General features: G+C 64.4%; 21 protein-coding genes. 4 read left to right on the forward strand and 17 right to left on the reverse strand.

Annotated features, from left to right (window positions below):
• Nucleotides 1-3: 3 nt before the first annotated feature.
• The 10 genes from ACQEXA_RS20060 to ACQEXA_RS20105 form a co-directional block, all read right to left on the reverse strand.
• Nucleotides 4-261, reverse strand: a complete 258-nt coding sequence (locus tag ACQEXA_RS20060; protein ID WP_432932618.1) for a SpdD protein — start codon at nucleotides 259-261, stop codon at nucleotides 4-6.
• A 14-nt stretch (nucleotides 262-275) separates the two neighbouring features.
• A complete protein-coding gene (locus ACQEXA_RS20065) occupies nucleotides 276-470 on the reverse strand; it encodes a hypothetical protein (RefSeq protein WP_432932617.1) in 195 nt (64 codons plus the stop codon).
• 10 nt (nucleotides 471-480) lie between these two features.
• On the reverse strand, nucleotides 481-672 hold the full coding sequence (locus ACQEXA_RS20070) for a mobile element transfer protein (protein ID WP_432932615.1): 192 nt from the start codon (nucleotides 670-672) through the stop codon (nucleotides 481-483).
• Nucleotides 672-863 (reverse strand): hypothetical protein, encoded by a 192-nt coding sequence (locus tag ACQEXA_RS20075; RefSeq protein ID WP_432932613.1) that lies wholly within the window; start codon nucleotides 861-863, stop codon nucleotides 672-674. Before ACQEXA_RS20075 ends, ACQEXA_RS20070 begins: the two co-directional genes overlap by 1 nt.
• A gap of 19 nt (nucleotides 864-882) precedes the next feature.
• The gene (locus ACQEXA_RS20080) at nucleotides 883-1,503 is read right to left on the reverse strand and encodes a DUF2637 domain-containing protein (RefSeq protein WP_432932611.1); all 621 of its coding nucleotides are present in this window, start codon (nucleotides 1,501-1,503) and stop codon (nucleotides 883-885) included.
• A gap of 83 nt (nucleotides 1,504-1,586) precedes the next feature.
• Nucleotides 1,587-2,960, reverse strand: coding sequence for an FtsK/SpoIIIE domain-containing protein (locus ACQEXA_RS20085; RefSeq protein ID WP_432932609.1), 1,374 nt, complete (start codon nucleotides 2,958-2,960; stop codon nucleotides 1,587-1,589).
• 5 nt (nucleotides 2,961-2,965) lie between these two features.
• The gene (locus ACQEXA_RS20090) at nucleotides 2,966-3,316 is read right to left on the reverse strand and encodes a hypothetical protein (protein WP_384467060.1); all 351 of its coding nucleotides are present in this window, start codon (nucleotides 3,314-3,316) and stop codon (nucleotides 2,966-2,968) included.
• A gap of 126 nt (nucleotides 3,317-3,442) precedes the next feature.
• Nucleotides 3,443-4,171, reverse strand: a complete 729-nt coding sequence (locus tag ACQEXA_RS20095; RefSeq protein ID WP_432932607.1) for a GntR family transcriptional regulator — start codon at nucleotides 4,169-4,171, stop codon at nucleotides 3,443-3,445.
• A gap of 86 nt (nucleotides 4,172-4,257) precedes the next feature.
• The gene (locus ACQEXA_RS20100; RefSeq protein ID WP_433130706.1) at nucleotides 4,258-4,695 is read right to left on the reverse strand and encodes an ATP-binding protein; all 438 of its coding nucleotides are present in this window, start codon (nucleotides 4,693-4,695) and stop codon (nucleotides 4,258-4,260) included.
• Between the two features lie 278 nt (nucleotides 4,696-4,973).
• Nucleotides 4,974-5,714 (reverse strand): GntR family transcriptional regulator, encoded by a 741-nt coding sequence (locus ACQEXA_RS20105; RefSeq protein WP_432932603.1) that lies wholly within the window; start codon nucleotides 5,712-5,714, stop codon nucleotides 4,974-4,976.
• Between the two features lie 90 nt (nucleotides 5,715-5,804).
• Here ACQEXA_RS20105 and ACQEXA_RS20110 point away from each other — a divergent pair, with 90 nt between their 5' ends.
• Nucleotides 5,805-6,899, forward strand: a complete 1,095-nt coding sequence (locus ACQEXA_RS20110; RefSeq protein WP_432932602.1) for a DUF1152 domain-containing protein — start codon at nucleotides 5,805-5,807, stop codon at nucleotides 6,897-6,899.
• 492 nt (nucleotides 6,900-7,391) lie between these two features.
• Here ACQEXA_RS20110 and ACQEXA_RS20115 read toward each other — a convergent pair whose 3' ends face one another.
• The 7 genes from ACQEXA_RS20115 to ACQEXA_RS20145 all read right to left on the reverse strand — a co-directional run bounded on the left by ACQEXA_RS20115 (nucleotide 7,392) and on the right by ACQEXA_RS20145 (nucleotide 20,222).
• A complete protein-coding gene (locus ACQEXA_RS20115; protein ID WP_433130708.1) occupies nucleotides 7,392-7,592 on the reverse strand; it encodes a hypothetical protein in 201 nt (66 codons plus the stop codon).
• Nucleotides 7,593-8,168: 576 nt separating this feature from the next.
• Entirely contained in the window at nucleotides 8,169-11,246 is a 3,078-nt protein-coding gene (locus ACQEXA_RS20120; protein WP_433130710.1) for a type I restriction endonuclease subunit R, read from the reverse strand.
• Between the two features lie 3 nt (nucleotides 11,247-11,249).
• Nucleotides 11,250-12,476 carry a hypothetical protein gene (locus ACQEXA_RS20125; RefSeq protein ID WP_433130712.1) on the reverse strand — a complete coding sequence of 409 codons (1,227 nt, stop codon included), beginning with the start codon at nucleotides 12,474-12,476 and terminating at the stop codon, nucleotides 11,250-11,252.
• Nucleotides 12,469-14,043, reverse strand: a complete 1,575-nt coding sequence (locus tag ACQEXA_RS20130) for an N-6 DNA methylase (protein ID WP_433130715.1) — start codon at nucleotides 14,041-14,043, stop codon at nucleotides 12,469-12,471. The genes ACQEXA_RS20125 and ACQEXA_RS20130 overlap by 8 nt, the downstream gene beginning before the upstream one ends.
• Nucleotides 14,044-14,435: 392 nt before the next feature.
• Nucleotides 14,436-16,553 carry an AIPR family protein gene (locus ACQEXA_RS20135; RefSeq protein WP_433130717.1) on the reverse strand — a complete coding sequence of 706 codons (2,118 nt, stop codon included), beginning with the start codon at nucleotides 16,551-16,553 and terminating at the stop codon, nucleotides 14,436-14,438.
• A 116-nt stretch (nucleotides 16,554-16,669) separates the two neighbouring features.
• Complete coding sequence (locus ACQEXA_RS20140) at nucleotides 16,670-17,950, reverse strand: hypothetical protein (protein WP_433130719.1); 1,281 nt, start codon at nucleotides 17,948-17,950, stop codon at nucleotides 16,670-16,672.
• A 589-nt stretch (nucleotides 17,951-18,539) separates the two neighbouring features.
• Nucleotides 18,540-20,222, reverse strand: a complete 1,683-nt coding sequence (locus ACQEXA_RS20145) for a DUF262 domain-containing protein (RefSeq protein ID WP_433130721.1) — start codon at nucleotides 20,220-20,222, stop codon at nucleotides 18,540-18,542.
• A 383-nt stretch (nucleotides 20,223-20,605) separates the two neighbouring features.
• Between ACQEXA_RS20145 and ACQEXA_RS20150 the strand changes: the two genes are divergently transcribed.
• The 3 genes from ACQEXA_RS20150 (at nucleotide 20,606) to ACQEXA_RS20160 (ending at nucleotide 23,059) form a co-directional block, all read left to right on the forward strand.
• On the forward strand, nucleotides 20,606-20,773 hold the full coding sequence (locus ACQEXA_RS20150) for a hypothetical protein (protein WP_433130723.1): 168 nt from the start codon (nucleotides 20,606-20,608) through the stop codon (nucleotides 20,771-20,773).
• Between the two features lie 690 nt (nucleotides 20,774-21,463).
• Nucleotides 21,464-22,207 (forward strand): hypothetical protein, encoded by a 744-nt coding sequence (locus ACQEXA_RS20155; protein ID WP_433130724.1) that lies wholly within the window; start codon nucleotides 21,464-21,466, stop codon nucleotides 22,205-22,207.
• Between the two features lie 30 nt (nucleotides 22,208-22,237).
• Nucleotides 22,238-23,059, forward strand: a complete 822-nt coding sequence (locus ACQEXA_RS20160; protein WP_433130726.1) for a hypothetical protein — start codon at nucleotides 22,238-22,240, stop codon at nucleotides 23,057-23,059.
• Nucleotides 23,060-23,393 lie beyond the last annotated feature (334 nt).

A 23,393-nucleotide genomic window follows, 5' to 3' on the forward strand; every position in this document is an offset into this window, starting at 1 on the left:
CGGTCAGCGCTTGTTGGCGCTGTTGACGAGGGAGCGCAGGACCACGGCGGCGATGGCCACGGACACGGCCGAGACGGCGACCGCCGCCAGAAGCGCGGTGAGCACGATTCCGACGACGACCACGGCGGCGACCGCGCCGACACCGACGCCCACGTACGGGGCGACCGGGCGGCCGGCCAAGGAGGCCGGAGTCTGTGTCTGCTGAGGCGTGAGGGTTGTCGTCGGCAGAGTGGGGATGTCGGGCAGCTTGGGGCGGAGCACGGCGGACCTCCTTGTCACTGGTGGGTGCCGTTGACGACGCCGACCCCGGAACGGGTGCCGGACTCGATGGCGGGGGCGAGGAAGGTGTGCGAGAGCCAGAAGCCGAACAGCGCGATCACGACGGCGACCCAGAGCCGGACGCCGAGGAACTTGATCGCGGCCCAGGCGATGGCGCCCAGGACGAAGACGAGCGGCAACGAGATGGTCACGGGAGCTCCCTCAGCGGGCGGCGCAGCGGTGGGTACGGGCGGCCAGCTCGGCGGCGGCGCGGCTGTCGTAGTCCGTGGCGAAGCCGCAGCGCGGAGCCGTGCAGGCGGCGGTGTGCTTCTCGCGGCCCCGGCCGTCGTAGTAGGTGGCGACCTGGACGGGCCCGATGCGGGTGACGTTGCGGAAGCGGCGGTTGGCGGGCATCAACGCGTCTCCTTCGGGTCTTCGCCGGTGAAGTCGGTGGCGTGCTCGGCCAGCCAGCGCAAGATCTCGTCGCCCTCATAGCTGTCGGCGGTGAGGATCACGGGCTCCGCGATGAGCACGGCTTCGGTGAGGCGGTTCTGTCGGGTCAGCTCGGCGGCGCGTTGCAGCACGCGGAGCGTGGACGGACGCACGGTTGCAAGTCCTCCGGTGTCAGGTGAGTCGAGCGGCGATGACTTCGGCCAGCGGCAGCGGAACGCCGAGCCGGGCTCGAAGGGTCGCGGTGTCGATGGGCGTTCCGGTCCTGGCGCGGTGTTCGTCGGCGACCTTGCGCGCGAGCGTGACGAGCGCCGGCGGAACCGGGGGTGTGGAGGGTGGAGCCGGTTTCGGCTCGGCAGCGGGCAATTCAGGTGCAGGGGCAGGGGCTTCCGAGGCCATGGATTCTGGGACGGACTCACGCCCCGCTGCTGCGGTTGCTCCGTGGGCGAGCAGCGTCCCGCCCAAGAAGGCGACCGCGGGCCATCCGGCGACGAGAATGCGCAGCCAGGCCGGTACGGCGCCCAGGTCGAGGAGCCCAGCCGTGGAGACGTTGGCGCCGAGCGATGCGGTCAAGGCGACGAGGAACCAGCACCACCCAGCCGCTTTCATCCCGCCGGAGCGGAGCCGCCGCCAGGCCGCCACCAACAGCAGGTCGACGGAGACCGGGTAGGCCCATGCCTTCCATCCGTGCTGTCCGGCAGCCGACGCCAGGTCGTGCAGGTGGGCAAAGGACAGCGCGGCGGCGATCATCGCTTGGACGAGCACAGCGTCGACGCGGACGGGTAAGGCACGCACGGCGAGACTCCTTCCGGTTCCAGGCATGAAGGGGGTAGGGACTTGGCACGGGACGGCCGTGCCAGCCGTGGGAGCGGGTGTGGTTACTCGGTGACCGGGCGAGCCGTTGCCACAGGCCCGGACGCCTCAACCGGCATCGGCGGGACGTAGGGCCGGAAGGGGTCGAGCGCCGGTACGTCGGGGGCGTGGTGAGCCGTCGCACGGCAAGTTGCCGCAGCGTCGGCGAGGGAGAGGTACGGGGTACGGATGCGTGACCAGCCGCCGGAGGTGTCGCCGATGACGGCCAGACCCGGCAGTTCGGGGGCGATGGCGCAAGCTGCGAGGACGGCCTCAGGGGCGATGTCGCCGAGCGCCATCTTTGCCGAGGCTTCGTCGTTCACGCGGTGGCAGACACGGCCGGTGAGCTGAGCGCGGAGCATGGTCGCGCCCTTGCCGAGTTCGGCGCCGAAGCGCTGCCCGCAGACTTCGAGGTAGATCCCGGCGGCCCGGCCGAGTTGGGCGAGCCGAATGAGCTGGGTGACCATTTCGTCCCGCCGTTCCTCCTCCTTCCGCGTGGCGACGAGGAAGAGCTCGGCCACCTCGTCGATGAAGAGGACGATCGGAGCGGGACGTGCGTCCTCGGGAAGTCCCCAGATGTCCGAGGTGATCAGCTCTTCGGAAGTGCCGGGGGCGATGCCCTGCCGGGCCTTGATTAGGTCGTATCGGTCCTCCATTTCTTTCACGAGCAGGGGAAGCAGTTCGGCCGCCTGGTCCGGGTCGGTCGCCAGGGCGGAGAGCCGGGGCCCGAAGGGTGCCAGCTCAACCCCGCGCTTGCAGTCGATTCCGACCAGGACCACCGGCTGGACGGCAAGCCCGGTCAGCAGGTTCCGCAGATACATGGACTTGCCCGAGAGCGTGGCTCCGAGCACCAGTTCATGCGGAACAGTCCGGTAGTCCCGCACGAACGCGATCGCGTCTTCCCGTAACGCCACCGGGACCTGAAGCGGGCCACCGTTGAGCCGACGGGGCATCCGCACCTTCCGCAGCACATCGAAGCCGACAAGCCGCAACTCGACGACGCCGGGCTTGATGTCCCGCACGTGGACGGCGTGGACGCCCCAGGCATGCCGGAGGCGTTCGGCGGAGGCCGCCACGTCCGCCGGCTCCTGGCCCGGGGCCAGCCGCAGCCGCATGCGCAGACCGGTCGTGGTGGGTCGGATGACGCCCCGTCGAGGAGGCACCGGCCGGACCTCACGGCGGGTGGCCGCCCGAACGGCCAGCGCTCGCCACCGGGACGGCTGCACGGTCAGTCCGCAGGCCTCCATGGTCGAGGAGTACGAGGCCAGCAGCCGGGCCACCGAGAGCGGCAGCCCGACCGTGGACCAGTACGCCGCCGGGTAGGCGCGCCGGGCGTAGGCGGCGCCACCCATCGCAGCGAGCGGACCGCCCAGCTCGGCCAACGTCACCAGGTCCGTCACGGCGATCAGCCCGCCTGAGCCATCGAGAAGGCACCCGGAGCCACAGCGGTCGCCCGGTAGGCGATGCCGTGCCGCTCCTGACCGTTGAACACGCTCTGCCACGGCCGCGCCACCAGACCCGGAAGCGACACCGGAGCACCGACCGTCAGGCCCTCGGTCACTCCGCTTTCCGGGACAGTGACCTGAATCAGCGATGACTCGCCCTCGTCGATGTAGACGACACCGACGGTCATCAGCGCCTCACCGGTCACCGCATCCTTGGCGATCTCCCCGGTCTGCCGGTCGCGCACCTTCGGCGCCGGGGCCTCGGTGAGCAGGATCGTGGCGGTCGAGGCGTCAACTCGGATCACACGCACAGGGATTGCTCCTTCTGGGATCGATCAACCTGCCGACCTGACAGGTTGACTTAGCAAGTTCAAAGCTAGAGATGACAGGTTGACTTGTCAAGTCGCGATCGTGGGAGACTCGTCCGAAGGGTGGCATCAGCTCAAGCGGTAGGTGTCTTCAAGTTCCTGCCGGTCGGCCGGGAGAAGCACTTCAGAGACCTGCAAGGACCGGCCGGAGGCGTCACAGGCGACGACCAGGACACTCAGCACAGGCATGCCGTCCGGCAGCTCCAACAGCTCGGCTTCGCGCGCCTCGGGCAGCCGAGCCGACACGCGCTCGATCACATGGTCGAAGCGGACCTTTTTCCGTGCTTCGAGATGTTCACGGGTACTACCGCTCAAAGGTTGACCGGACCCCAGCTCAGTGCCCTCGACCACGCCGGCGGGGAAGTACGACGAGACCAGCTCAACAGCTTCGCCATCCTCTGTGACCAGGAAGCGGCGCACGAGAACCTCGGTCCTCTTCGGCAGGCCAAGCGCCGAGGCGATTCGAGCAGGCACAGGCACGTGTGCGACTTCGATCAGTCGACCCACACCCTGCGATTCGTCGCGCTCCAGCGCCTCACGCCCCCGCCGATCCTTCCGTTCGACGACCTCCGGACGGCCCCGGACGATCGTGCCGTAACCCTGACGGGACTCCAACCAACCGTCCCGCTTCAGCAGCTCCAGTGCCCGCACGACGGTTGGGCGGGACATCCCGAAGGTCTGCACCAGTTGGTTTTCACTCGGTACACGACTGCCCGGCGCGTAGGTGCCATCCTCGATACGACGCTGAAGCGTCCGCGCGAGGCGCACGTACTTCGGTGGCTCCACTTCATACGCCATGAACGCCGCCTGTCGAGATTGGCCAAGTCAACTGGTCAACCAGACTACCGGCAGATTCAAGGCGGCAGAAGAGGTCGGCTATCCCATCACGCCGGCCAGGCATCAGCCACCACGAAGGAGACGACTGTTCCGCCGAAGTGACTGGGCCCGGAGTGCCATGAGTCGGCGATGGAGTCAACGAGGAGCAGCCCCCGTCCGTGAGCATCGTTCGCTTCCGGATGGCGCAGCCGCACGTTCGCCGGAAAACCCGGGTTGTGCACCTCGACACGGAGCGAGGTTCCCTCACGGAACCACTCGACTCGCACCAGCCAGGGGTCATCCGACTTCCCGTAGCAGATGGCGTTGGTCACCAGCTCCGAGATCATCAACGTACAGTCATCGACCGAGCAGGCCGGGTTGTACGGAACGATGAACTTCCGGAACCAGCGCCGGGCCCGAGGCACAGACTCCGGTACAGGGTGCAAGGTCATCGCTCCGAGCCGCGGCGAGTCCTGGCAGGGGTATCGATCGATCGTGTAGGTCATGCGTGCTCACTCCTTGCCGCTGCCGTCGCAGTCGAGGCAGCGCCGCTTCGACGTGGCACGGTTGCGGTCATTGGCCGTGGCTAGCGCCAGCGCCGTTCGGGAGTCGACGCGCTTCCACCCACGCCCCCGACACCCCCGGCAAGCTAACCGCGCGTCCTGCTCCGGCCGCCGACTCGTCACGTCGTGCCTCCTTCTCACCCAGGTGGCCTTAGCCACTTCCTGGATAGTGGCATTAGCCACTTCAGGAGTGCAAGCGGTTCGCCGCAACTGGCGCGTCGTCAGGTGAGCGGATAGCCCTGCTCGAACGCCCAGCGGTGCGGCGGATAGGTGGCTTCGGCGAACTCCAGAGGCCGGTCCTGCAGGTCGAAGACCACGTGATGAACGATGAGGACCGCCGATCCTGGCTCCAACCGAAGGTCGGCCGCCTCCTCTTCCGTGGCAGGCCGAGCGCACATCCGGTCTTCCGCGTAGCTCCCTTGACGCCCTGTCATCCTCTCGACATACATCAGCGTCCCTTCTTGGATCCGCTCAGGGTCCATGAGCTTGGGCGCGCGCTGACCGACGTCTGGAGCGAACCACGAGGTGGAAAGCGTGATCGGACCGTCCTGGTTGTTCGTCACGCGCCGGCGGTGCACGGCTCGACGATCCTTCGCCAAACCCAAGGCCTCAGCCACGTAGTCCGGCGCCTCCAGCCAACCGGCCGACGTGATCACCGCGTACTCTCCGGGCGTGTAGATCTTCCCCGTCTGCCGAGCACGCCCGTACAACTCCCTTGCACGCCGGTTCACTTCGAGGCTGCGCACGTAGGTTCCTGAACCCTGGCGCTTCTCGACCAAGCCCTGATGACTCAGCGCTTCCAATGACCGCGCGGCCGTGGGCCGGGACACCTTCCAGTCCATGGCGAGCTGCCGTTCCGAGGGCACCTCGTCCCCCGGGCGCAGGTCGCCCCGGAGAATCTGATCACGGATGTGGTGGGCAATCTGGAGATACTTCGGTTGAGCCTCTTCGATCTGAGGCATCTCCCCTCCTCCTAGTTGAACAGGCAACTGGCTTTGGCCTCTAGCCACTATAGGCGGAGTGGCCAACCTGTAAACCCGTAGTCTGAACGCATGACGCGGTTAATCGTCGCAGCAGGAGGAGGAGGCGACGCAGTCGCCGCCGCCATGCTTCACGCCGCCCTCTACGGCGACGAAGACCAGGCGGTGGTCCTCACCTACGCCTGGGACCGCCTCTTGATCGACCCGCTACCGGGCCCTCGGCGACCTGCTGACTTCACCGGCCTGGAACGCCTCACCCCGTTCACCTGGGCAGTGCCGGCGCAGGCCCGTCCGATCGCACCCGCCGACTCCACACTCCCCCGGCTCACAGCAGAGCTCCCGCACACCTACGCTCTGCTCGACCCCTACCGGGGAGCCGAAGGCCTCACCCACCAACTCGAAGACCTCGTCAACCACTTGCAGCCCGAGTCGATCGACCTCTTGGACGTGGGCGGAGACATCCTCGCGCGAGGCGATGAGCCGACACTGAAGAGCCCACTCGCCGACGCCCTCTCACTGGCCGCGTGCTGCCAAGTGAACGCTCCGGTGCGACTGCTCGTCGCGGGACCGGGTCTGGACGGCGAACTCCTGCCGGGAGACCTGACCGACACGCTCGGCACCGTCGTCCACACCTTCACCGCGAGGGATGTAGAGGCGATCAGCTCAGTCATGGAGTGGCACCCGTCCGAAGCGACCGGGCTCCTCGCGGCAGCGGCCAAGGGCGTGCGAGGCACGTGCGAGATCCGAGACGCAGGACTCCCCGTACTGCTCACGGACGAGAGCCCGACGGTGCACGAGGTCGACCTGGACGACGCTCTCAGCCGCAACCAGTTGGCCCGAGCCATCATGGCAACCGCGCACCTGGACGAGGTCGAGGCCTACAGCCGCGAAATCTGCGGCTACTCGGAGATCGACTACGAGCGCAACAAGGCTCTGTGGCTGAAGGAGCAGCAGCCGGCCAAGCTGGACCCGGCCACGATCTGGGCCCAGCTCGACCAGTTCGAGAGCGAAGCCCGAGCCCGCGGAGTCACCCACACGACGTTCCGCCGCATCACCGAGGCACTAAACCTCAGCGGCTTGCAGCGCAATGACTTGCGGCAACTCCTCATCAGCAGCCGGCCGGAGCAGTACGACGCGCCCCTGTGGCGCATCCCAGCCTCAACCTGAGTAACAACTTTCTTCACGGGTTCAAGGGCGCTTCCGCCGCGCACGGCGCGGCGTCGCGCGCCCGTCGCCCCGGGCCTGCGCTCCTGTCTCCGCCCCGCTCCAGCCCGGACCGCCAGCCGCGCGCCACGGGCTGAGGGCTCGATGGGGTGGACCCGATCTGATCTGTCGGCTGTCGCTTAGAACGTATGCCTCCGGCGGGGGCGCTCAGGCTCCGGGATGAGCGGGGCCAGTTCTGCGACCGCGGGCCGGTTCGTAGTTCGGGTGGGGAGCTGTCATCCCGTCTGCCGTCGACCCAGGCAAGCCATAGCAGACCAGGCTTCTGGGGCCCAGGTCGTTCGTCCAGCAGGGCGCTCCACCTGGGCCCCAGAAGCCTGCCCCGCTATCACTCCATGTGGGTCGACGGCAGACGGGATGACAGCAGGGGGCCGGCCGTGGCTGGGGGCAGCCTCCAAGATCACTCGCCCCCAAGCTGCTCGACTGATCGCGTGCTCATCACTCCCGCATGTCCGTCTCACGACCCTCCACGTCCCGACCCTCATCTGCTGGCGACGCATCCGCCCTATAGGCCTTCTTCACGCGCTGCCATGCCGCAAACACATCCGGGAGCTGGTCAAGCAATCCCCGTACAACAAACAACAGGAAGGTCACCACGCCGGAAGCAGCCAGCAAAGAGACAATGATCTGAGAATCCACCCGGTCGACACCTTCTGATCAGCGGTCGAACTCGGGTGAATCCACTCAGTTCGACCGCAACTTAATACGGTCAGAACTGAGATCCACGCCGACAGTAAAACTCAGGGTCGTGCAAGAGGGAGTTGTCAGGTGGCGTGCCCAATGGGCGCCACAGACGGACGGCGGAGGCAGGAGTCCGGGTCGTGGTTCACGGATCATCCAGTTCCAATGCGACATGTCGGCTCGCACTGGAATGGCCTGCGACTCGTACGTTATCAGCAAGATTCACCCACAGAGCGGATCAACGAATAGAGCCGACATCCATATTGGGTTTGTGATAAAGGCCCACCCGACGATCTCCACCCATACACGAGCGTCCCCCGGGCTGTGTCGGGGCCGCGGGAGGGCACTCGTTGGTGACCCAGCGTTGACAACTGGTGACGGCTTGGCCGCAGGTCAGCACGTTGGTCGCGACCTCAGCCGCAGGCCAGTGCGATTGGGTGTCAGTTGTGGCTGAACTGAGCCCCGGAGATCAGGGCCCGAGCAGCGCGACGAAGCCCGGCAACCGCCACAGGTTGCCGGGCCTCCGTGCGTTCGTCAATCAACGAGGTAGTGGGCTTCGATGTAGGCGACGGTGGAGTCATACGGTTCCCCCACCGGCTTCAACGAGTACCGGCGGAAGACCGCGGCGGTAGCGCGGCGGACGCCGCGGTTGCGAGCGTCTGCATTGTCCCAGGAGCCTGCGAGGGTGCGGGTGACCACCTGGTCGATTTCCTCGGCCAGGTTCTTCTCCGTGACCGTAAGGCCGGACGGTGCGTGGTCGTGGATTATCCGCGACAGGACGCCCACGTGGTCGTCGTCCAGCACGACGACGGCTTCGTCGGGGTGCTTCTCTGCGTCCACGATGGCGCGGGCAACCCGGAGTGCTTCGGACAAGAACTCCAGAGCGTCCTGGGCATTCTGGATGATCCGGTCCCGCAGCAGCTTGATCCGCTCCGCGAGGGCGGTGTACTTCGCGGACTCCGGTTCGACGCCCTTTTCGAGGGCGGCCTTGATGTGGTCCAGGATCTCTGCCGCGGACGGCGGCGTCTTGTCCTCACCGTCGTCCTTGTCGGGCTTGGGGCGGACGAGGGCCAGCAGCTCCTTGAGTATGGCGATGCCCGAGGCGTCCAGGACGAGGGCTTCCTCCTGGGAGGCGACCACGGAGAAGGAGTGGACATGGGCATTGATGATCTCCAGGACCATCGGCCCCAGCTCGCCCAGCCGTTCCTTCCTCTCCTCGTCGGAGGACTTCTTGAGCAGGGTCGTGTACACGGACCCGAACAGCCCGAAGCCATCCTGGTACTTGGCGACCCGCTTGTCGGTGTTGATGAGCGGGTACAGGCGAGCCAGGAGCCGGTAGTCCTTGGTGAATACCTCGGCGGCATCAGGGTTGGCGTCCAGGAAGGCGTTAATGGCTCGCACGGACTCGTATCCGTGGACCGTGAGGTCCAGGCCGTCCACGTCGGCGAGGAGGTCTTCGATCCGGGCGAAGGTGGTGCGGAACTCGCCGACCAGCTCGGACAGGTCGGTGACGAACCCGCCACCCTTGCTGGCCCTTCCCGAGGTGGGGTCGACGACGGCCCGCTGGACCTCTTCGGCCAGGCCGATGTAGTCCACGATCACGCCGGAGGTCTTCACGAACCCGGTCGGGGACACCCAGGTGCGGTTCGGACGGGTGATCGTCTGGAACAAGGTGTGGGCTTTCAGCGGCTTGTCCAGGTAGAGGACGCCCTCGTTGGGAGCATCGAACCCAGTCATCAGCTTCGCGGTCACCACAAGGAGGCACAGCGGGTCGTACGGGGTGAGGAACCGCCGCTTCTGTTCCTCCTCCTCGGCCTCCGAGAGCCGGAACGCCCGCATGGCGGGGTCTTCGTCCTTGGAGTCCGAGACGGAGATGTTCACCTCGGCGGTGATCCGGTCATGCTTCCCGACCTCGGCGAGCACATGTGACGCCTCGAAGCCGACCAGCAGCTCGTTAATCTTGTCCGTGTACGCCACGGCCAGCTCACGGTTATAAGCCACGACCTGGGCCTTGAGGCCGTTGCGGTAGGCGCCAGCCAGGTAGTGGTCCACGATGTGCTGGCAGACCGTGTGGATGCGGTCGGGGTTGGCGAACACCGAGGTGAGGCGCCCGAACTTGCGGGACAGGGTCTCACGGTCGGGGTCGTCGAGGTCGAAGTCGTCAGCGAACTGGTCGAACTCAGCCTGCAACTCCTGATCGTTTATCTCGAAGGCGACCGGGTGTGGGTCCAGCATGACCGGGACGGTCGCCTCGTCCAACAGAGAGCGGGACACCGAGTACCTGTGCAGCACCCTACCCGGGTCGGTCTCCTCACCGAAGAGGGCGAAGGTGTCGGTGGCGAGGTTCCTGACGGGGGTGCCGGTCATGCCGAAGAATTTCGCGTGCGGCAACGCTGCGCGCATCTGTCCGGCCAGGGACTTCGACTTGGCGGACTGGGTGCGATGTGCCTCGTCGACCAGCACGATTATGTTGCCACGGGACGACTGGTTCTTGCCGGCGTCGGCGAACTTGTGGACGGTCGTGGAGATGACGCCGCGCACGTCGTCGGCCAGCAGCGCCCGCAGCTCGGCGCTGGTGGCTGGCTGGTGGAAGTAGGCGTCCCCCATCGCTGAGGTGAACACCCCGGAGGTCTGCCGGACGAGCTGGGTGCGGTCGGACAGCAGAATGATCGTGGGCGACTCAGTGCGGGTATCGGCCAGCAGCAGCGAGGCGGCGAACACCATCAGCAGCGTCTTCCCGGACCCCTGGTGGTGCCAGATCAGCCCCTTCGCCCCGCCCGCCAAGACCCGCTCGTGGATCAGGTGCGCCGCCTCCATCTGCGGGTAGCGAGGCAGGTATTTCTTGTCCACCCCACCCCCGGAGGTGTCGAAGAGGGCGAAGTTGGCGAGCATGTCCAGGATCGTGGCCGGGTTGAGTAGCAGCTCGACGGAGCGCTTCACGTCGGCCTGACCGGACAGGTTCTCATCGTCGGCGGTGGAGCGGAACGGCTGCCACAGATTCGTGGGCGCGCCGGCGGCACCGAATCGCAGTTTCAGCCCATCGGAGGCGACGGCGAAGACGTTGGGGGTGAAGAACCACGGGTACTCGGTGGCATACACGTCGTTGATCTCGCGGGCGGCATCCGCCCAACTGGACTTGGCGGTCGGCGACTTCACCTCGACCACCACCAGGGGCAGGCCGTTGACCCAGTAAACGAGGTCGAATCGGCGGGACGTCTTGCCGGGGACGGTGATGGTCACCTCGTCCGAGACGACCAGCGTGTTGGCAGTCAGGTGCTCGAAGTCGATGACCTTCAGGGCATGCCACACGCCGTCGGCGTCCCGGAACTCCTTACGTCCGCACAGCAGGTGTAGAACCTGCTCGTTGGCCCGCACCAGCCCACCTTCGACGGCGTTGACCGTGGCCACGATCTCCTCGACCACTGCGTCCACGTCGAACCCGCCGATCACCTCCGGGTTGAGCCGGACAAGCCCTTCCCGCAGGGCCGGGACCATCACAGTCTGTGTGGTCTCACGCGGCAACGCCAGCCCCGCCGTGAAGTGCCACCCCATTGGGAGAGACCACTGGATCATTAGGTTCTGGAACTCGCGCTCCCGGATGCCCTTAGGCATCTGTTAGACCTCCAGCCTGGCGGACTCAATCTTGATGGTGTGGTCCAGCAGCCCCGTCAGCAGCCCAGCCCGGACCTCGCGGAGACGGTCAGCCTCAACGCGAGTCGCCGCGACGACATCGCTCATCGTGTCGAGTTCCGCCGTGATGCGCTCCTGGTCGACGACGCTCGGGAGACGCACTTGCATGCAGACCGCCCGCTTGGACCCGATGTGCTTGATATTGGTTCCGCCTGCAACCTCACGGAATTGCCCGGACTCGTACGCCCAAAGGCACCAGTGCTTGACGAACGCCGGAATGCTGACGCCTTCGACGGCACGGTAGCGAAGCAGAGTGTTCTGGAAGCAGATCGGGGCGGGGATCTCTTCCCGCCACATGGCAGGCATTCCGACTGCGGTCTCGCTCGCGCTCCCCTCAGAGACGAGGACGTCCCCGTAACGGAGCCCGAAGTTCTCGCGCTCGGTCGGGTTGAAGTCCATCTCAAGTACGTCGGAGAGGTCAAGGGTTCCGTAGCCGACATTGGCAGACCGAAGGTAGGGAGTCATGTGCGGACCGGTGGCGCGTTGCGGTGAGCGCTGGCGTCCCATCGTGATGCAGAACGCCTGGTCCGCGCGGACTTCATCGGCGGAACCGTCTGTCATCGAGTCGGCGCGAAGGCGACGAAGAACGTCTCGGATCGCATCCGCCTCGGTGTCGAGTGCAGTGATCTGGTCATCAACCGCGCTAATGACCTCGACGATCCGCTTCTGCACCGGCAGTGGCGGAATGTCCATGACGATGTTGAGGAAGTCAGCAGGCTTCACCCGCTCACGCCTGCCCCCCATCCCCTTGGAGGCCCCCTGAAGGGCATCCCACATGCGCTGAGTTCTGGTCAGAATGCGAAAGAAGTCGGGGTCCACGTCGGACGCGAAGGCGAAGGTGGGGAACTCCTGTGAAGCGAACGATTCCGGCAGGTCGTCGGGCGTGACGGTGATCGCGCCCTCGAACGCCTTGAGCCGACTGTAGATAAGCACGCCTGGGCCGATCCGGTTGAGCTTCTTGTAGGAGGTTGAGCTCCCGGCGACGGGATCGCGGTAGAGCAGCCCTCGCCCCCTGTTCAGCACCCCCACGGTTGGGTACGTCTGATCCGGGTCCACGTCCACGGATTCCACATTCGGCGTGAGGAATCGTGCCAGAGGCGCCCGGACCCAACCGTCCTGCACCCGGGCGGCATTGCTCGTCGGGTCACTCATCAAAGCCCTCGATCCCGGCGTCGGCGAGCACAGCAAGCATGTGAGCCTCTGCCTTCTGACGTTCGGCGCGGGCGAGGTTGTAGGCGTCGATGAGGGTGCCGAGGTCTTCGCTCTCAGCGGCGGCCCGCTTGATGTACCTGCCGATGTTCAGGTCGTACCCGTTCGCCACAATCTCTGTGGTTGGCACGAAGCGTGCTGCCAGGCCGCCATCGCCGTCTGGGTCCACCGGGTTGCCGTCAGCGTCGAGCTTTGAGTGGTAGGCGGTCACCGTGTCTGCGATGTCCGCGTCGGTGAGGATGTTTCGGTTCTTGACCTTGGTGAACCGCTTGGAGGCGTCGACGAACAGCACCCCGCCCTGACGCTCCGGGGCCTTGGTGCTGGGCGCTCGAAACACCAGAATCGCCGTGGGAATGGTGGTGTTGTAGAAGAGGTTCGCTGGCAGCCCGATGACGGCTTCCAGAAGGTCGTCGTCCAGGACGCGCTGGCGGATGGCTGCTTCCTGGCCACCGCGGAACAGAACGCCGTGGGGAAGGACAACGCCGGCGCGGCCCTTCTTCGGGTTCATGCTGGCGATCATCTGCTGGACGAAGGCCCAGTCCGCCGACGACTGCGGGGCGACCCCACCGATGGCGCGCGGGTCGTTAGTCCAGGGCTTCCACTTCAGGCTGTACGGCGGGTTGGCGACGATCACGTCGAACTGCGCCACGGACCCGTCCGGCTTCTTGAAGCGCGGGTCCTTCAGGGTGTCGCCGACCTCGACCTGGAACTGGGTCAGGTTGTGCATGAAGAGGTTCATGCGGGCCACACCGGCGGTGTCCGGGACGGCCTCCTGCCCGTACAGGCTGAGTGTGTAGCCACGCCCGCCGCGGGCCTTCAGGAGGTTTGCGGAGGCGATGAGCATGCCGCCCGACCCGCAGGTAGGGTCGTACACTGACTCGAAGCCCTTGGGGTCCAAGACCTCGACGATCAGCTCGACGACCTCACGCGGGGTGAAGAACTGGCCGGCGCGGGTGCCGGACCCGTCGGAGAACCGCTTCAGCAGGTACTCGTACGCCCCGCCGAGTACGTCATGGGACATGTTGCCCTCGTGCATCTTCGGGGTACGGTCCATCGCCTGCATGACCGCCGCCAACACCTCCCCCGACAGCACCTCTTCGGAGGTCCAGGTCATGGACCCGAACAGGCGGGAGAACTTGTCAGGGTTAGCTGTCTCGATGGCCTGCAGGGAAGCGCGGACCCGCTGGCCCAGGCCGGGCTGGGTGATGGTGGCGAGGATGGACGACCAGGAGGCGCGACGCTCCTGGACGGTGCCGGGGTGGATGAACGGGATCTCGAACGACTGGTAGTCGCGGTACTCGATCTCGCGGGCTTCCTCACCGGAGAGATCGTCCAGGCCCTGGTTGTCGACCAGGAACTCCTGGTGGTTGTGCTCCCAGGTGTCCGACAGGTACTTCCAGAACATCAGCGGGAAGACGACCGAGGAGTATTGCGCTTCGGGCATCGCCACGCGCAGCTCGTCGGCGGCGTCCCACAACCGGTTCTCGATCTCCTGCTGGGTCACTGCCATCAGTCGGGGGTGTCCTTGCTCGTCAAAGGGTGGCGCCCGAAGGCCGTGGTGTTTCTGCTGGGCACCCTATTTCGGGCGTGCCCGGCATGTACACGCCGGGCGTGTCCTGCCGGGTGAACACACAGGGGCGTCGTATGGACGACTCACCAACGATATCCCTCCCCAGGACCACCAAATACGGCAAACGACCCACTGAACGACGCAGCCAGCAGTGGCCAGACGCCCCCGCTTGTTGATCTTCTTCCCGCTCCAGCAGACTGCCCGCCTGAACAACACCGTCGAACCCCTCGGCCAGGCACGCGCCCATAGGAGAGCTGGGCGTCTCCCAGAAAGCGTCGGGAGTGGGATTCCTGTCCGTTAGCGGAATCCGCGGTGCCCCAGACGATGGAGGGTCAAGCTTCGTTCTCACCGCCGTCCTCGTTCTCTTGGGCATGGATACCCTGCGCCAGATCCCATAGGCTTTTCCCGTCCGCAATAAGCCAACGTACGGTGCCCTGGTTGGCCACAGGCCGCTCATCCCATCCGGCCTCCCACCACATCTTCGACACTAGCCCGGACGGCGAATACTGCAGCTTGTCGTAGGCCCACAGGATCGGCTTTGTTCGATGGTTGACCCACGTAGCCTGACGGCGTCGCTCGTCCGCGGCAAGCCAATCGGCCAGCGCGAAACGCTCCAGCTCGACGGACCCCACGTAGCGCAGCGGCGTCCCGTCTTTCAAGACGCGGCGGTCGACTAGAAGCGGCACCGTGTTTTGACGACGCGGCTTGCGCTCCTTAACCGCAGGTTCGGGGGCAGCAACCCCATCAGCAAGCTGGCCAAGGACGTGCTCCGAGAGCTCGTGGCACGACCGCGCGGTCTGGAAGGTCGTTCTGATCTGCGGACGTTCCCCATATACGCTGTCGATGCGGTGGCACAGGCGCAGATGCAACTCCGGCACCAGTGCCGGAATCTTCGCGAGGACCTCGCTCTCCCAATCGAAATCCGGATCATCGATACTCGCGGCGCCGAGGTGCTGGAAAAGCAGGTGCGTAATGAGAAATCCGCCGTGCTCAGCGACTGCCGCCTGCCTTCCGGTCAACTTGCTTCCCAGCTGATAGACCACAGCTCGCGCAGCGCGCAGTGTCAACACGGAGCGCCAGACCTTCTGTGGGGATGGCTCCTTACCGAAGAGCAGATCGTGGCTACCATTCGACCCCTGCTCCCAGAGGTTCTCCGTGGAGCTAGCGACCCGTGCGGCCTGTTCTGCATCCGGGTCCAGGCAGGCGAGCGCAAGGGCAAGTTCGTCGAGCGAGCAACCTGTCTCGGGAGCCGGAACTGGCTCACCACGCTTGATCACGTACTGCTTGCGAAGCTCTGCCCGCAGGTTGGCCTTGATGGCCTGGTGCACTGGTTCGAGTGCAATATGATCACGCTGCTCGATGGCGTTCTGCCGATTCGCTGCCTGGGACACCCGTACGCCGAGATCTTTGTCACCCTGCGTGTTGATTACCTTGATGCTGAGGGTCGCGTTGGCGGCAGCCTCGCCGTCGTCGTACATCGCCTGGGCGACGGCTCGTATGGTCTGAGCACCATTGACGATGCTCGCGCCGGTCACGGTGAGGGTGGTCGGCTTGCTCTGCGGAGCCCTAGCACTGTCGTTCTTCGCCGTAAGGGAGTCGCAGATCAAGGTGATGCCGTTGTTCAGATGCCAGAAGCTGGTGGGCTCGGAAACGAGTGTCTGGCCGATTTCCGCGTTCGTGGCAGTGATCCCGAGCGGAGCGCGGAGGTTCTGCTCGAATAGGCGCGCCCCGTGCTCCCAATACCACTCGGCCGCACTCTCCGCTGACACCGTGCCTTGATAGGCGTCCAGGGGGCCCTTCTGCTGGTACCACTCATCCAGGCGCACTGTAAGGGAGATCGGTTCCGGCCGCAGGTCTGTGTGGATCTGCTCGTGGAAGTCAGCGGCAAGGAGTACTTGAACGCTCAAGCGCGCGCCGTGCTTATTGAACTCCTGCAGGGCGTTCTCCAGAACCTCGCGTGCCGGCGGAGAGGGCTCGACCGTGCCCATGAGCGCGATGACGAGGATGGCCTTCTCATTGACGATAAGCGGCCTGGCCTCCAGAGCGAGGACAGCGGCGCGTTGGTTGAATTGCTCGTAGAGCTCGTTCTCGATCCGGTTCAGGCCGTCCACCATTGCCTTTGCGGCCGCCACGTCGAACGTAGCCGTGCCCTCGTCGCTCCACTTCGCCTGGACCAACAGGACCTGTCCGCTCTCCGGCAAGGGGGCAATGGCGTCCAGTCCCTGATCGGCGATACCGTCAGTTACGAAGCTGGCGGCCTCAACCCCGCTGCACTTGCCTACGCGGCGTACAGCCAGAGCTGCCAGGGCACGTGAGAGAAAGCGCTGTTCGAGCCCATCGCCTCGGAAGTGGGCGATGTCACTGACATCGATCAACCCGTCAAAAGTCTCATGCAACTGCTCGCGAACCTGCGTGACCTGGCGTGGTACTGCCGTTCCCGAAGTAGCCATGGATGCTGACCTTCCTGCTGCGGGATGTCTGGGATGGTCTACTGAGATTCGTCGCGTGATGTTGCCCGAGCCGCTGAACTGCGGCGCGCCGTCGCACGGACGACTCCACTCAAAGATCACCAGTAACTGTGCTTGCCGAGCCCGGGGCCGTTGCCGCGCGGCCGATCGCTGTAATCGACGACCAACAGGGCTGCGCCAACCGTCGCAAGGCTCTGCTTCACCCGAGCCAGGGTGATGTCCGAGGCCACGTTTCGCGCACCAAGCCAGCCGTCGCGCACCAGGCGAGCGAAGTCGGTCGGTACAAGGTGGCGGGCGAGTGAGCCAGCGGGAAGGCCGGCGAGGCCGGACTCCACCGCAGCAGCAAACGCTCCAACGACCTGGCTGAAGGGGTAGATGGCGCCGGAGCTCGTCCGGTGCATGGTGGCGGTGAAGGGAACCGGTTCGTGGACGCGAAGGAAGACGGGATCTTCCAGAAGGCCATAGTCATCAGTGCCCCGTCCGGTGGCCCCTGCCCGGGCGCCGCTACGGCCGGAAGGTTCCTCCAGGCCGTGCCAGGTGCCGGGCAGGAGCAACGCGTCCGGCCCAAGGCGCAGATAGCGCAGAACCACCAGCGTCCCGGTGGAGGCGTGGTAGTAGTACGAGTCTAGCGAGCTCTCCTCGCCGTCGGTTACGCGCGAAGCAGTGACAGAGGTGACTTCAAGGTCGTAAGTCTGTCGCCCTCTGGTGTTCGTAAATTCCCGGACCGCAATCTCGCCGCTGCTGTCGAGCTTCGCTGCTGCCTCTCCGCGGAAGCTACCGAGCGTAGGCTGAACCGCGTCTCCGGCGAGGCCGCTGATGAAGCTCGCCGTGGCAGCTGTCCTGTTCCAATCGTGCACCGTGACCAAGTCCTTGGCGGCCACCCCGGCGATCTTCGCGAAGAGCAGCAGCGCATCTCGCTCGTCCCGCCACCGAAGCTCCTTGCCGCTCCAGCCTTCGGTTTCATCGAGCAGAGCTGCCAGCGCGTCGACCTCCGCGGCGACGTGGGGTGAACTCCGCTGGAGATTCGCAAGCACGATACCCGCATGGCCCGAGACTGGACCGCTTGCCGGCAGGGACCTACCGAGTGCGTCATCAAGCTCGCGTCCGTTGTGCCAAAGCTGTGAGAGAGGCACTGACTCCCTGAACCTTCGCGGATGAGTGACGAAAACCTTCCGGTCCCGGTCGGTCTCATGGGCAGGGCGCACGATGCCTAATCCCCAGATCTGCTCCTGACCTTGCTGAACTGGTTGAGCGACAAGGATTGCAAGGTGCGGTTTGGTCCCCGGCCAGTTGCGGCAGGACTGCGAATAGGAGCGCTCCTTGGCGCGGTCTGCGCCCAGCAGATGGAGAAAATCCGCGTCGGGACGGAGCATCGCCAAGCGCGGCGACCATGCTGATGTGGCAGCGACCTGCGGTCGCTCAAACGCCATCCATCCCCCCGAACTACCGGTTGGTATGCCGTGCTGCGATCGGGAGAATGATAGCTCGTCAGTTCTAGGTGATCGATCCCCAGGGACAGTGGTCTTAGCCGGTCAGCGGATGACTTGGCACTCGGGTACCGTCGCACCCACAACACGAGCTGACCCACAGATCGTGCGCGATGACCGCACTCGTGGACTATGTGTGGACGAGAGGTCACCACACGACCGGCCACAGCGGCCCTGATCTGCAATGACGCCGGAGCCGCTCGGGCCCTCCGGAACTGTTGCGCAAGTCAAGATACTGGTGACGCCCAGCGTCCTCCCTCCGCTTCTCGGCCCACACAACTGGGAGTCTGCCAAGGCGCCACCCCAGAGGTGCGCGCAACGCCAACGGCTACGATCAGTGCAAGATCGCCCAAGGGGGTCCCGACAGCGACCTCACAGCCTTTTCGAAATCGGCGCCTCCCCTACCCTCTTCGCAGGCCCACGGCTGGGCGGGCGCGCACCACCCACCGAGCCGTCGGTCGGCCCCAGCTCCGCCGGACAGTCAGGCGGGAAGAAGATCCCACTCAGTGGCGAGCCGGCCAGCGAGTTCCTCCTGTCGCTTCCGCAACAGTTCCGGCGTCCACTCGGTGGCATGCATCACCTCGATGGTCAGGGCAAAGAGGGATGCGCCATGCTTGCCCGTGAAGTACTTGCCCTTCTTCTCGACGAAGTCATAGTTCTGGGCGTAAGCATTCTTCGCTCGGTTGAGCAGTACGAGATTGCCGAGCCGGTGGGTCCAGTGAGCGCGCTGCTCGTCGTCGAAGTCCTTGAGCCACTGGGAGCTCGCTTTAGGGGACTGCGGTAGCACGTGTTCGACGGTGATCACCTTGTGGTCGTAGACCACGCCGGAGGCGGACGCCAATAGCTCATCCAGCCGTAGCAGGATGTACTTGCGTGTCTTGGTGACTGAGTACACGTCACCATTCAGGCGGGCAAGAGTGTCGGCCTTCTCCTCCTCCGTGAGCTGGAGGGAGGACGATGCCAGGCCCATGCCGGCGTCCAACTCGCGCATGAGGTCCGCGTAGCGGGTCACTCGCGGGGTCGTGTAGACACGGCGGATAAACATGCTCGCCGACAGCCGCTCCAGAGCCCGGAAGAAACGGTCCAGCCACCCGGGATTGTCCGCGTAATTGCGCACCGCCCAGAGCGCGGCGGGCCGCCAGTCGTTGTTGTCGGTCTGCCCAAGCCTCTTGAACCAGGCGTTGACTTTCTCCGCGCCGTTCGGCGCTGCGTAGTTCGCATCGCGGATCTGCGCATACGCGTCCGCGTATGGTACGACAACATCGTTGACGAACGACTCGGCCCGGCCGGCCAGGTACTGGCTGAGCACCTGGTCCTGAAACTCCCTGAGCAGTTCCCGCTCGGCCCGTCGCCCGGAGAACACCATACGGAGGTGGAGGAACAGGTCGGCGAAGTCCTCTCGCCCGAGCGCTTCCTCCGCGTCCTCCCACTTGCGTGCGCACTCCTCGGACTCCCTGGCCCCGAGGGCGCCGATGATCCGCGCCTTGAAGATGTCGGTCGGCGAAAGGTCCAGTCCTCGGGAGTTCATCACGCTGAAGATGCGGTGTGCGCTGTCGAGGTCCGGTGTGCTGACTACGACCAAGTACGTCCGCTGGGCGAGCATCTGGCCCAACTGCAGCCGCATCCTGTCCGACCAGCCGGACAGGATGCCCTTCAGGGCAGCAGCATTGCGCCGCACGGCCTTCTGAGCATCCGTGGGTAGCGTGTGCTCCTTCAACTCGAGCAGTGCCGTGATTGCCCCAGGGGTCTGGACGTAGTCCCGGAAGAACCCGGCGTCGCGTTTGCGCAGCCTGAGCCGGGGTTTCGGCGCCAACCCGAGCATCTGGTCGCCCGGCTCAGTGACGAACTTGTCGAGAGATCCCTGCACGTTCGAATTCTCAGCCAAGTCTCGTAGGACCGACAGCAGGATGGTGAGGGTGGTCAGGCGCTGTTGCCCGTCGATGACCTCGGCCTTGGGAACGCCCTTCGTCTTCACCAGTACCACTGAGCCTAGGAAGTACGGCTCGTCCGAGCTCCGGTCCAGTGATTCCTCTAGATCGGAGAGCAACTGAACGGCCTGCTCGACGTCCCAGGCGTAGGGCCGCTGGTAATCCGGTATTCGGAAGTCGTAGTCGTGACTAAACACCTTGTGCAGAGGGACTTCCTGCGCCTCAAGCTGCTGCATCCGGACATCATGCCAGGAACCAGCCCTCGAGTGTCCTCGGAGTCCCCACTCCAGTAGTCCAGTTGTTTCCGTGCCAGTGTCTCCACAGACGGACAGCACCGTGCTGATCAGGGACCGCATGTGCGGTCCATCGTCCATCACACGGCTCCGGGCTGACGCGTTCCGCCATCCTGCCACGATGAGCGACCAGCGGTTCAACGACGGCTCTGGCGCCGGGAGGCGACACCTAGCCAGCCCACCAGACCTTAGTGATCATCAAAGTGTCTGCCTGCATTGGGACTTCCGCAGCTGTCCCCACTCGCCAGCACGAGTCGAGCGGTTTACTCTCGGGCGAGCATCTGAGTTCGCAGCCAGCCTGCAGGTCAAGCAACCAAGGAAGCCTTATGAACGCTGTCTACGTACGCATCGGGGACTACCGGTCCGCGTACCACACTGACGCTGACTGTCCGTCGCTGAACGGAAGGCAGGACACCCACAAGGGTCAGGAGTCGATGTCCGAGGACGAGGCCAAGACACAGGGGCTCACAGCCTGCCAACGCTGCAAGAAATAGCGGTGCAAGCGCCACGGCTGCGCAGCCACCTGGTCGCGACCACGACGCAACGGCAAGTAACGTGCGTGGGCGGCCACAGCCCCCGGCGGCTTGTCGCGGAGGTGACACGGACCCGTCGGGCCAAGCCACCAGGGAGTGCCCGCATCTTCTAAGCGCTTGGCCGACAGCGGCTAGTCCTGCTCTTCCGCGTCGTCAGACACGCCGTGGAGGAGAGCGGGCGGCGACCCGGTCCGAGCCGAGACGGCGTGCGGCTACACGACTCGATTCCGCGTTCGCCGAATCACCTCGTCCCATGACCACGGAGGCGGCCGCAAGGATGGCACTCCTCACTCAGTGATCTGCCGGAAGGAATGGCAGGCAGGAGCTCGGTGAACGCATCATGCACGGAGAGGTAGTCGAAGGCCACCTAAGCGTCGAGGAAATTAGGTTGTTCTTGTGACGCACCATTAGTTCATAGGTGTAGGGTCAGGCTCATTAACGTGCATCCTAAACAAGAAGCAATGGAGCATTGAAGGCTCCCATGCAATCGAGCTCGCCAGTCCATGCCATAGCCTCATCTAAGAATAGGATAGAGATCTCGCAATGCGGCAAGAGAATACGGCAGACTCTACGGCCTCAACTGAAGGCCGGCTACTCATCCTAAGAGCCTTCGAGGCGGCCAAGCAGAGCGGCCGAAGCAATTGGTCGCAGATGACCACGGCCGTTCTCAAAAACCGCCTATTGAACTTGACCGAGCGGGCGTTCAAAGAGGAAGACTACAGGGCTCCGAACTTCACGGCTTTTGTTCGACAGTATCCTGACCTGATCGCCTTGGATGAGTCTTCAATGCCTCCCAAGGTTGTTCTCATCGGCGATGTATCTAGCACTGTCGTAAGCGAGGTCACGATCGCAGGGAGGAGAATCCGCCCAGACCTATGGACCGCTGCAGTGGACTACCAGTCCGGTGATTCATATCACTGGAACGGCTCCGAAGTTGTTACAGGCGACGCCTTCGAAAGCGATATTGCAAATCTCCCCAAGATCCCCACTGTCTCGAGAGACGAGATGAGGGAATGGCGAGAGAGGTTCGCAACTAGCTTCATCTCAAGGCTACAAGAGGACGACGAGGAAGTCGCACAGGTCAGGCGCTGGCATTCAGATTTTCTCCCAACAAAGGAGTTGCCAGCCGCAGCACGAGCCGCCTGGAACGATGAGCTTAAGCAGCATGTGATCTCTAGGCTTGCGGATTGGTTTCGGGAGCAATCGCTCACACCGCCCATTGATCTAGTCCAGCAACGCCCGCAACCACGCCGAGTGGTGTCCTCTGAAACGGCACAACTTCGGGAGCTGATCCTGCGATGTGTCCACGCAATGAACGAGGAGGAGTTGCGTAGCTTGAAGCTTCCACCTGCCGCAGTCTTGCGCGCCGTCGGACACGGAACACACCGGCTCTGAACCAGGGGACGCCGGTTCGGGAGGGGAAAAATGGCCCAGCACTCCGCAGGCGGTCATGATGAAGTCTTCGAGATCAGGATATTTGCCCCAAGTAAGGAAAACACCGAGCAACGGAACATCCGAAGAATTATCGAGGAGCAAGCCAGCACTCAGTCAATCCAGTCTTACGTTCGTCGCCTAGAGCCTGTCAAGGTGACTGGAGGTGGGACTGCTGGAAGACCTTTTGAGTTGTTGAAGCTTGAGGACGCAAAGGAACTCTACGAAAAGCTTCACAGGGCCAACGTCTTTGTCGCGGCTACCTCAGGCGCTTTCGTGCGCCGAGACCCCAGCAGCCTTCCCGTAAGGCGGAAACAGCTACTTAGCCTTGAGGCTTTTGTCAGATACAAGGCGCCGTTTCAGATTTTCCGGACCCCGGCAGATGCCTCGCGCTTCTCAACGCCTTTCAGAGATCTATTTCCCCCGATCGCGAGCTTTGATATTACTGACCCTCGCGTTCTACCCCTCCACATATTTGACCAGGTTAGCGAATGGGATTCACTAGAAACGGAAATTAGTCAGAAGGCATTTCGAGATGCGTTTGGGGGAAACACTCGTCGATTGGACTCGGGGCGACGAGAGTGGTCACGCGCCAAAGCTCTGCACGGCGGGGACATTCTCGCAATTTCCGGTCAAACGCTTCCGAAGGGATTCCACTGGGACGTATGCCGGAAGAAGGGAGAGAAGCACCTGATGACCACCCATGAAGTTTGGGAGTTCAAAAATTCGTCATGCTACTGCAACGTCTACCCTGACGGGTACGTTCGAGCTGGGCAGGGAAATTCTTCGGCTAGAAAGGTGTGGCCGAGAAAATAACAAAAATGCCTCGCAAACCTGCGAGGCATTTTGGAGTATTTTTTTGTATCGAGCTCTTACACTTGCGTAGGTTCAAAAGCAGTGGCACCGATGGACCGCTACCAAAGGATCTTCCTTCGGGGCTCGATCACTATAATCGCGCCATCTAGACACTGCCAGCACCTTACGAAGCTGGGTTGAGTCAGTGCGCACTGATTCAACCCCTCCGGTGGGTATCTACCCCGCGGATCAGTGCCCACCATACAGGTCGAGACAGAGTCTGTCATGGCAGGGAGGCGTGGAGTCCGTCTCAGTGCCGCGTCGAGCGGGACTTCTGTCTGGCGCGCTGACGGAC

Origin of the sequence: Streptomyces sp. CA-106110 (genome assembly GCF_050936285.1) — a bacterium.
Classification (GTDB): Bacteria; Actinomycetota; Actinomycetes; order Streptomycetales; family Streptomycetaceae; genus Streptomyces.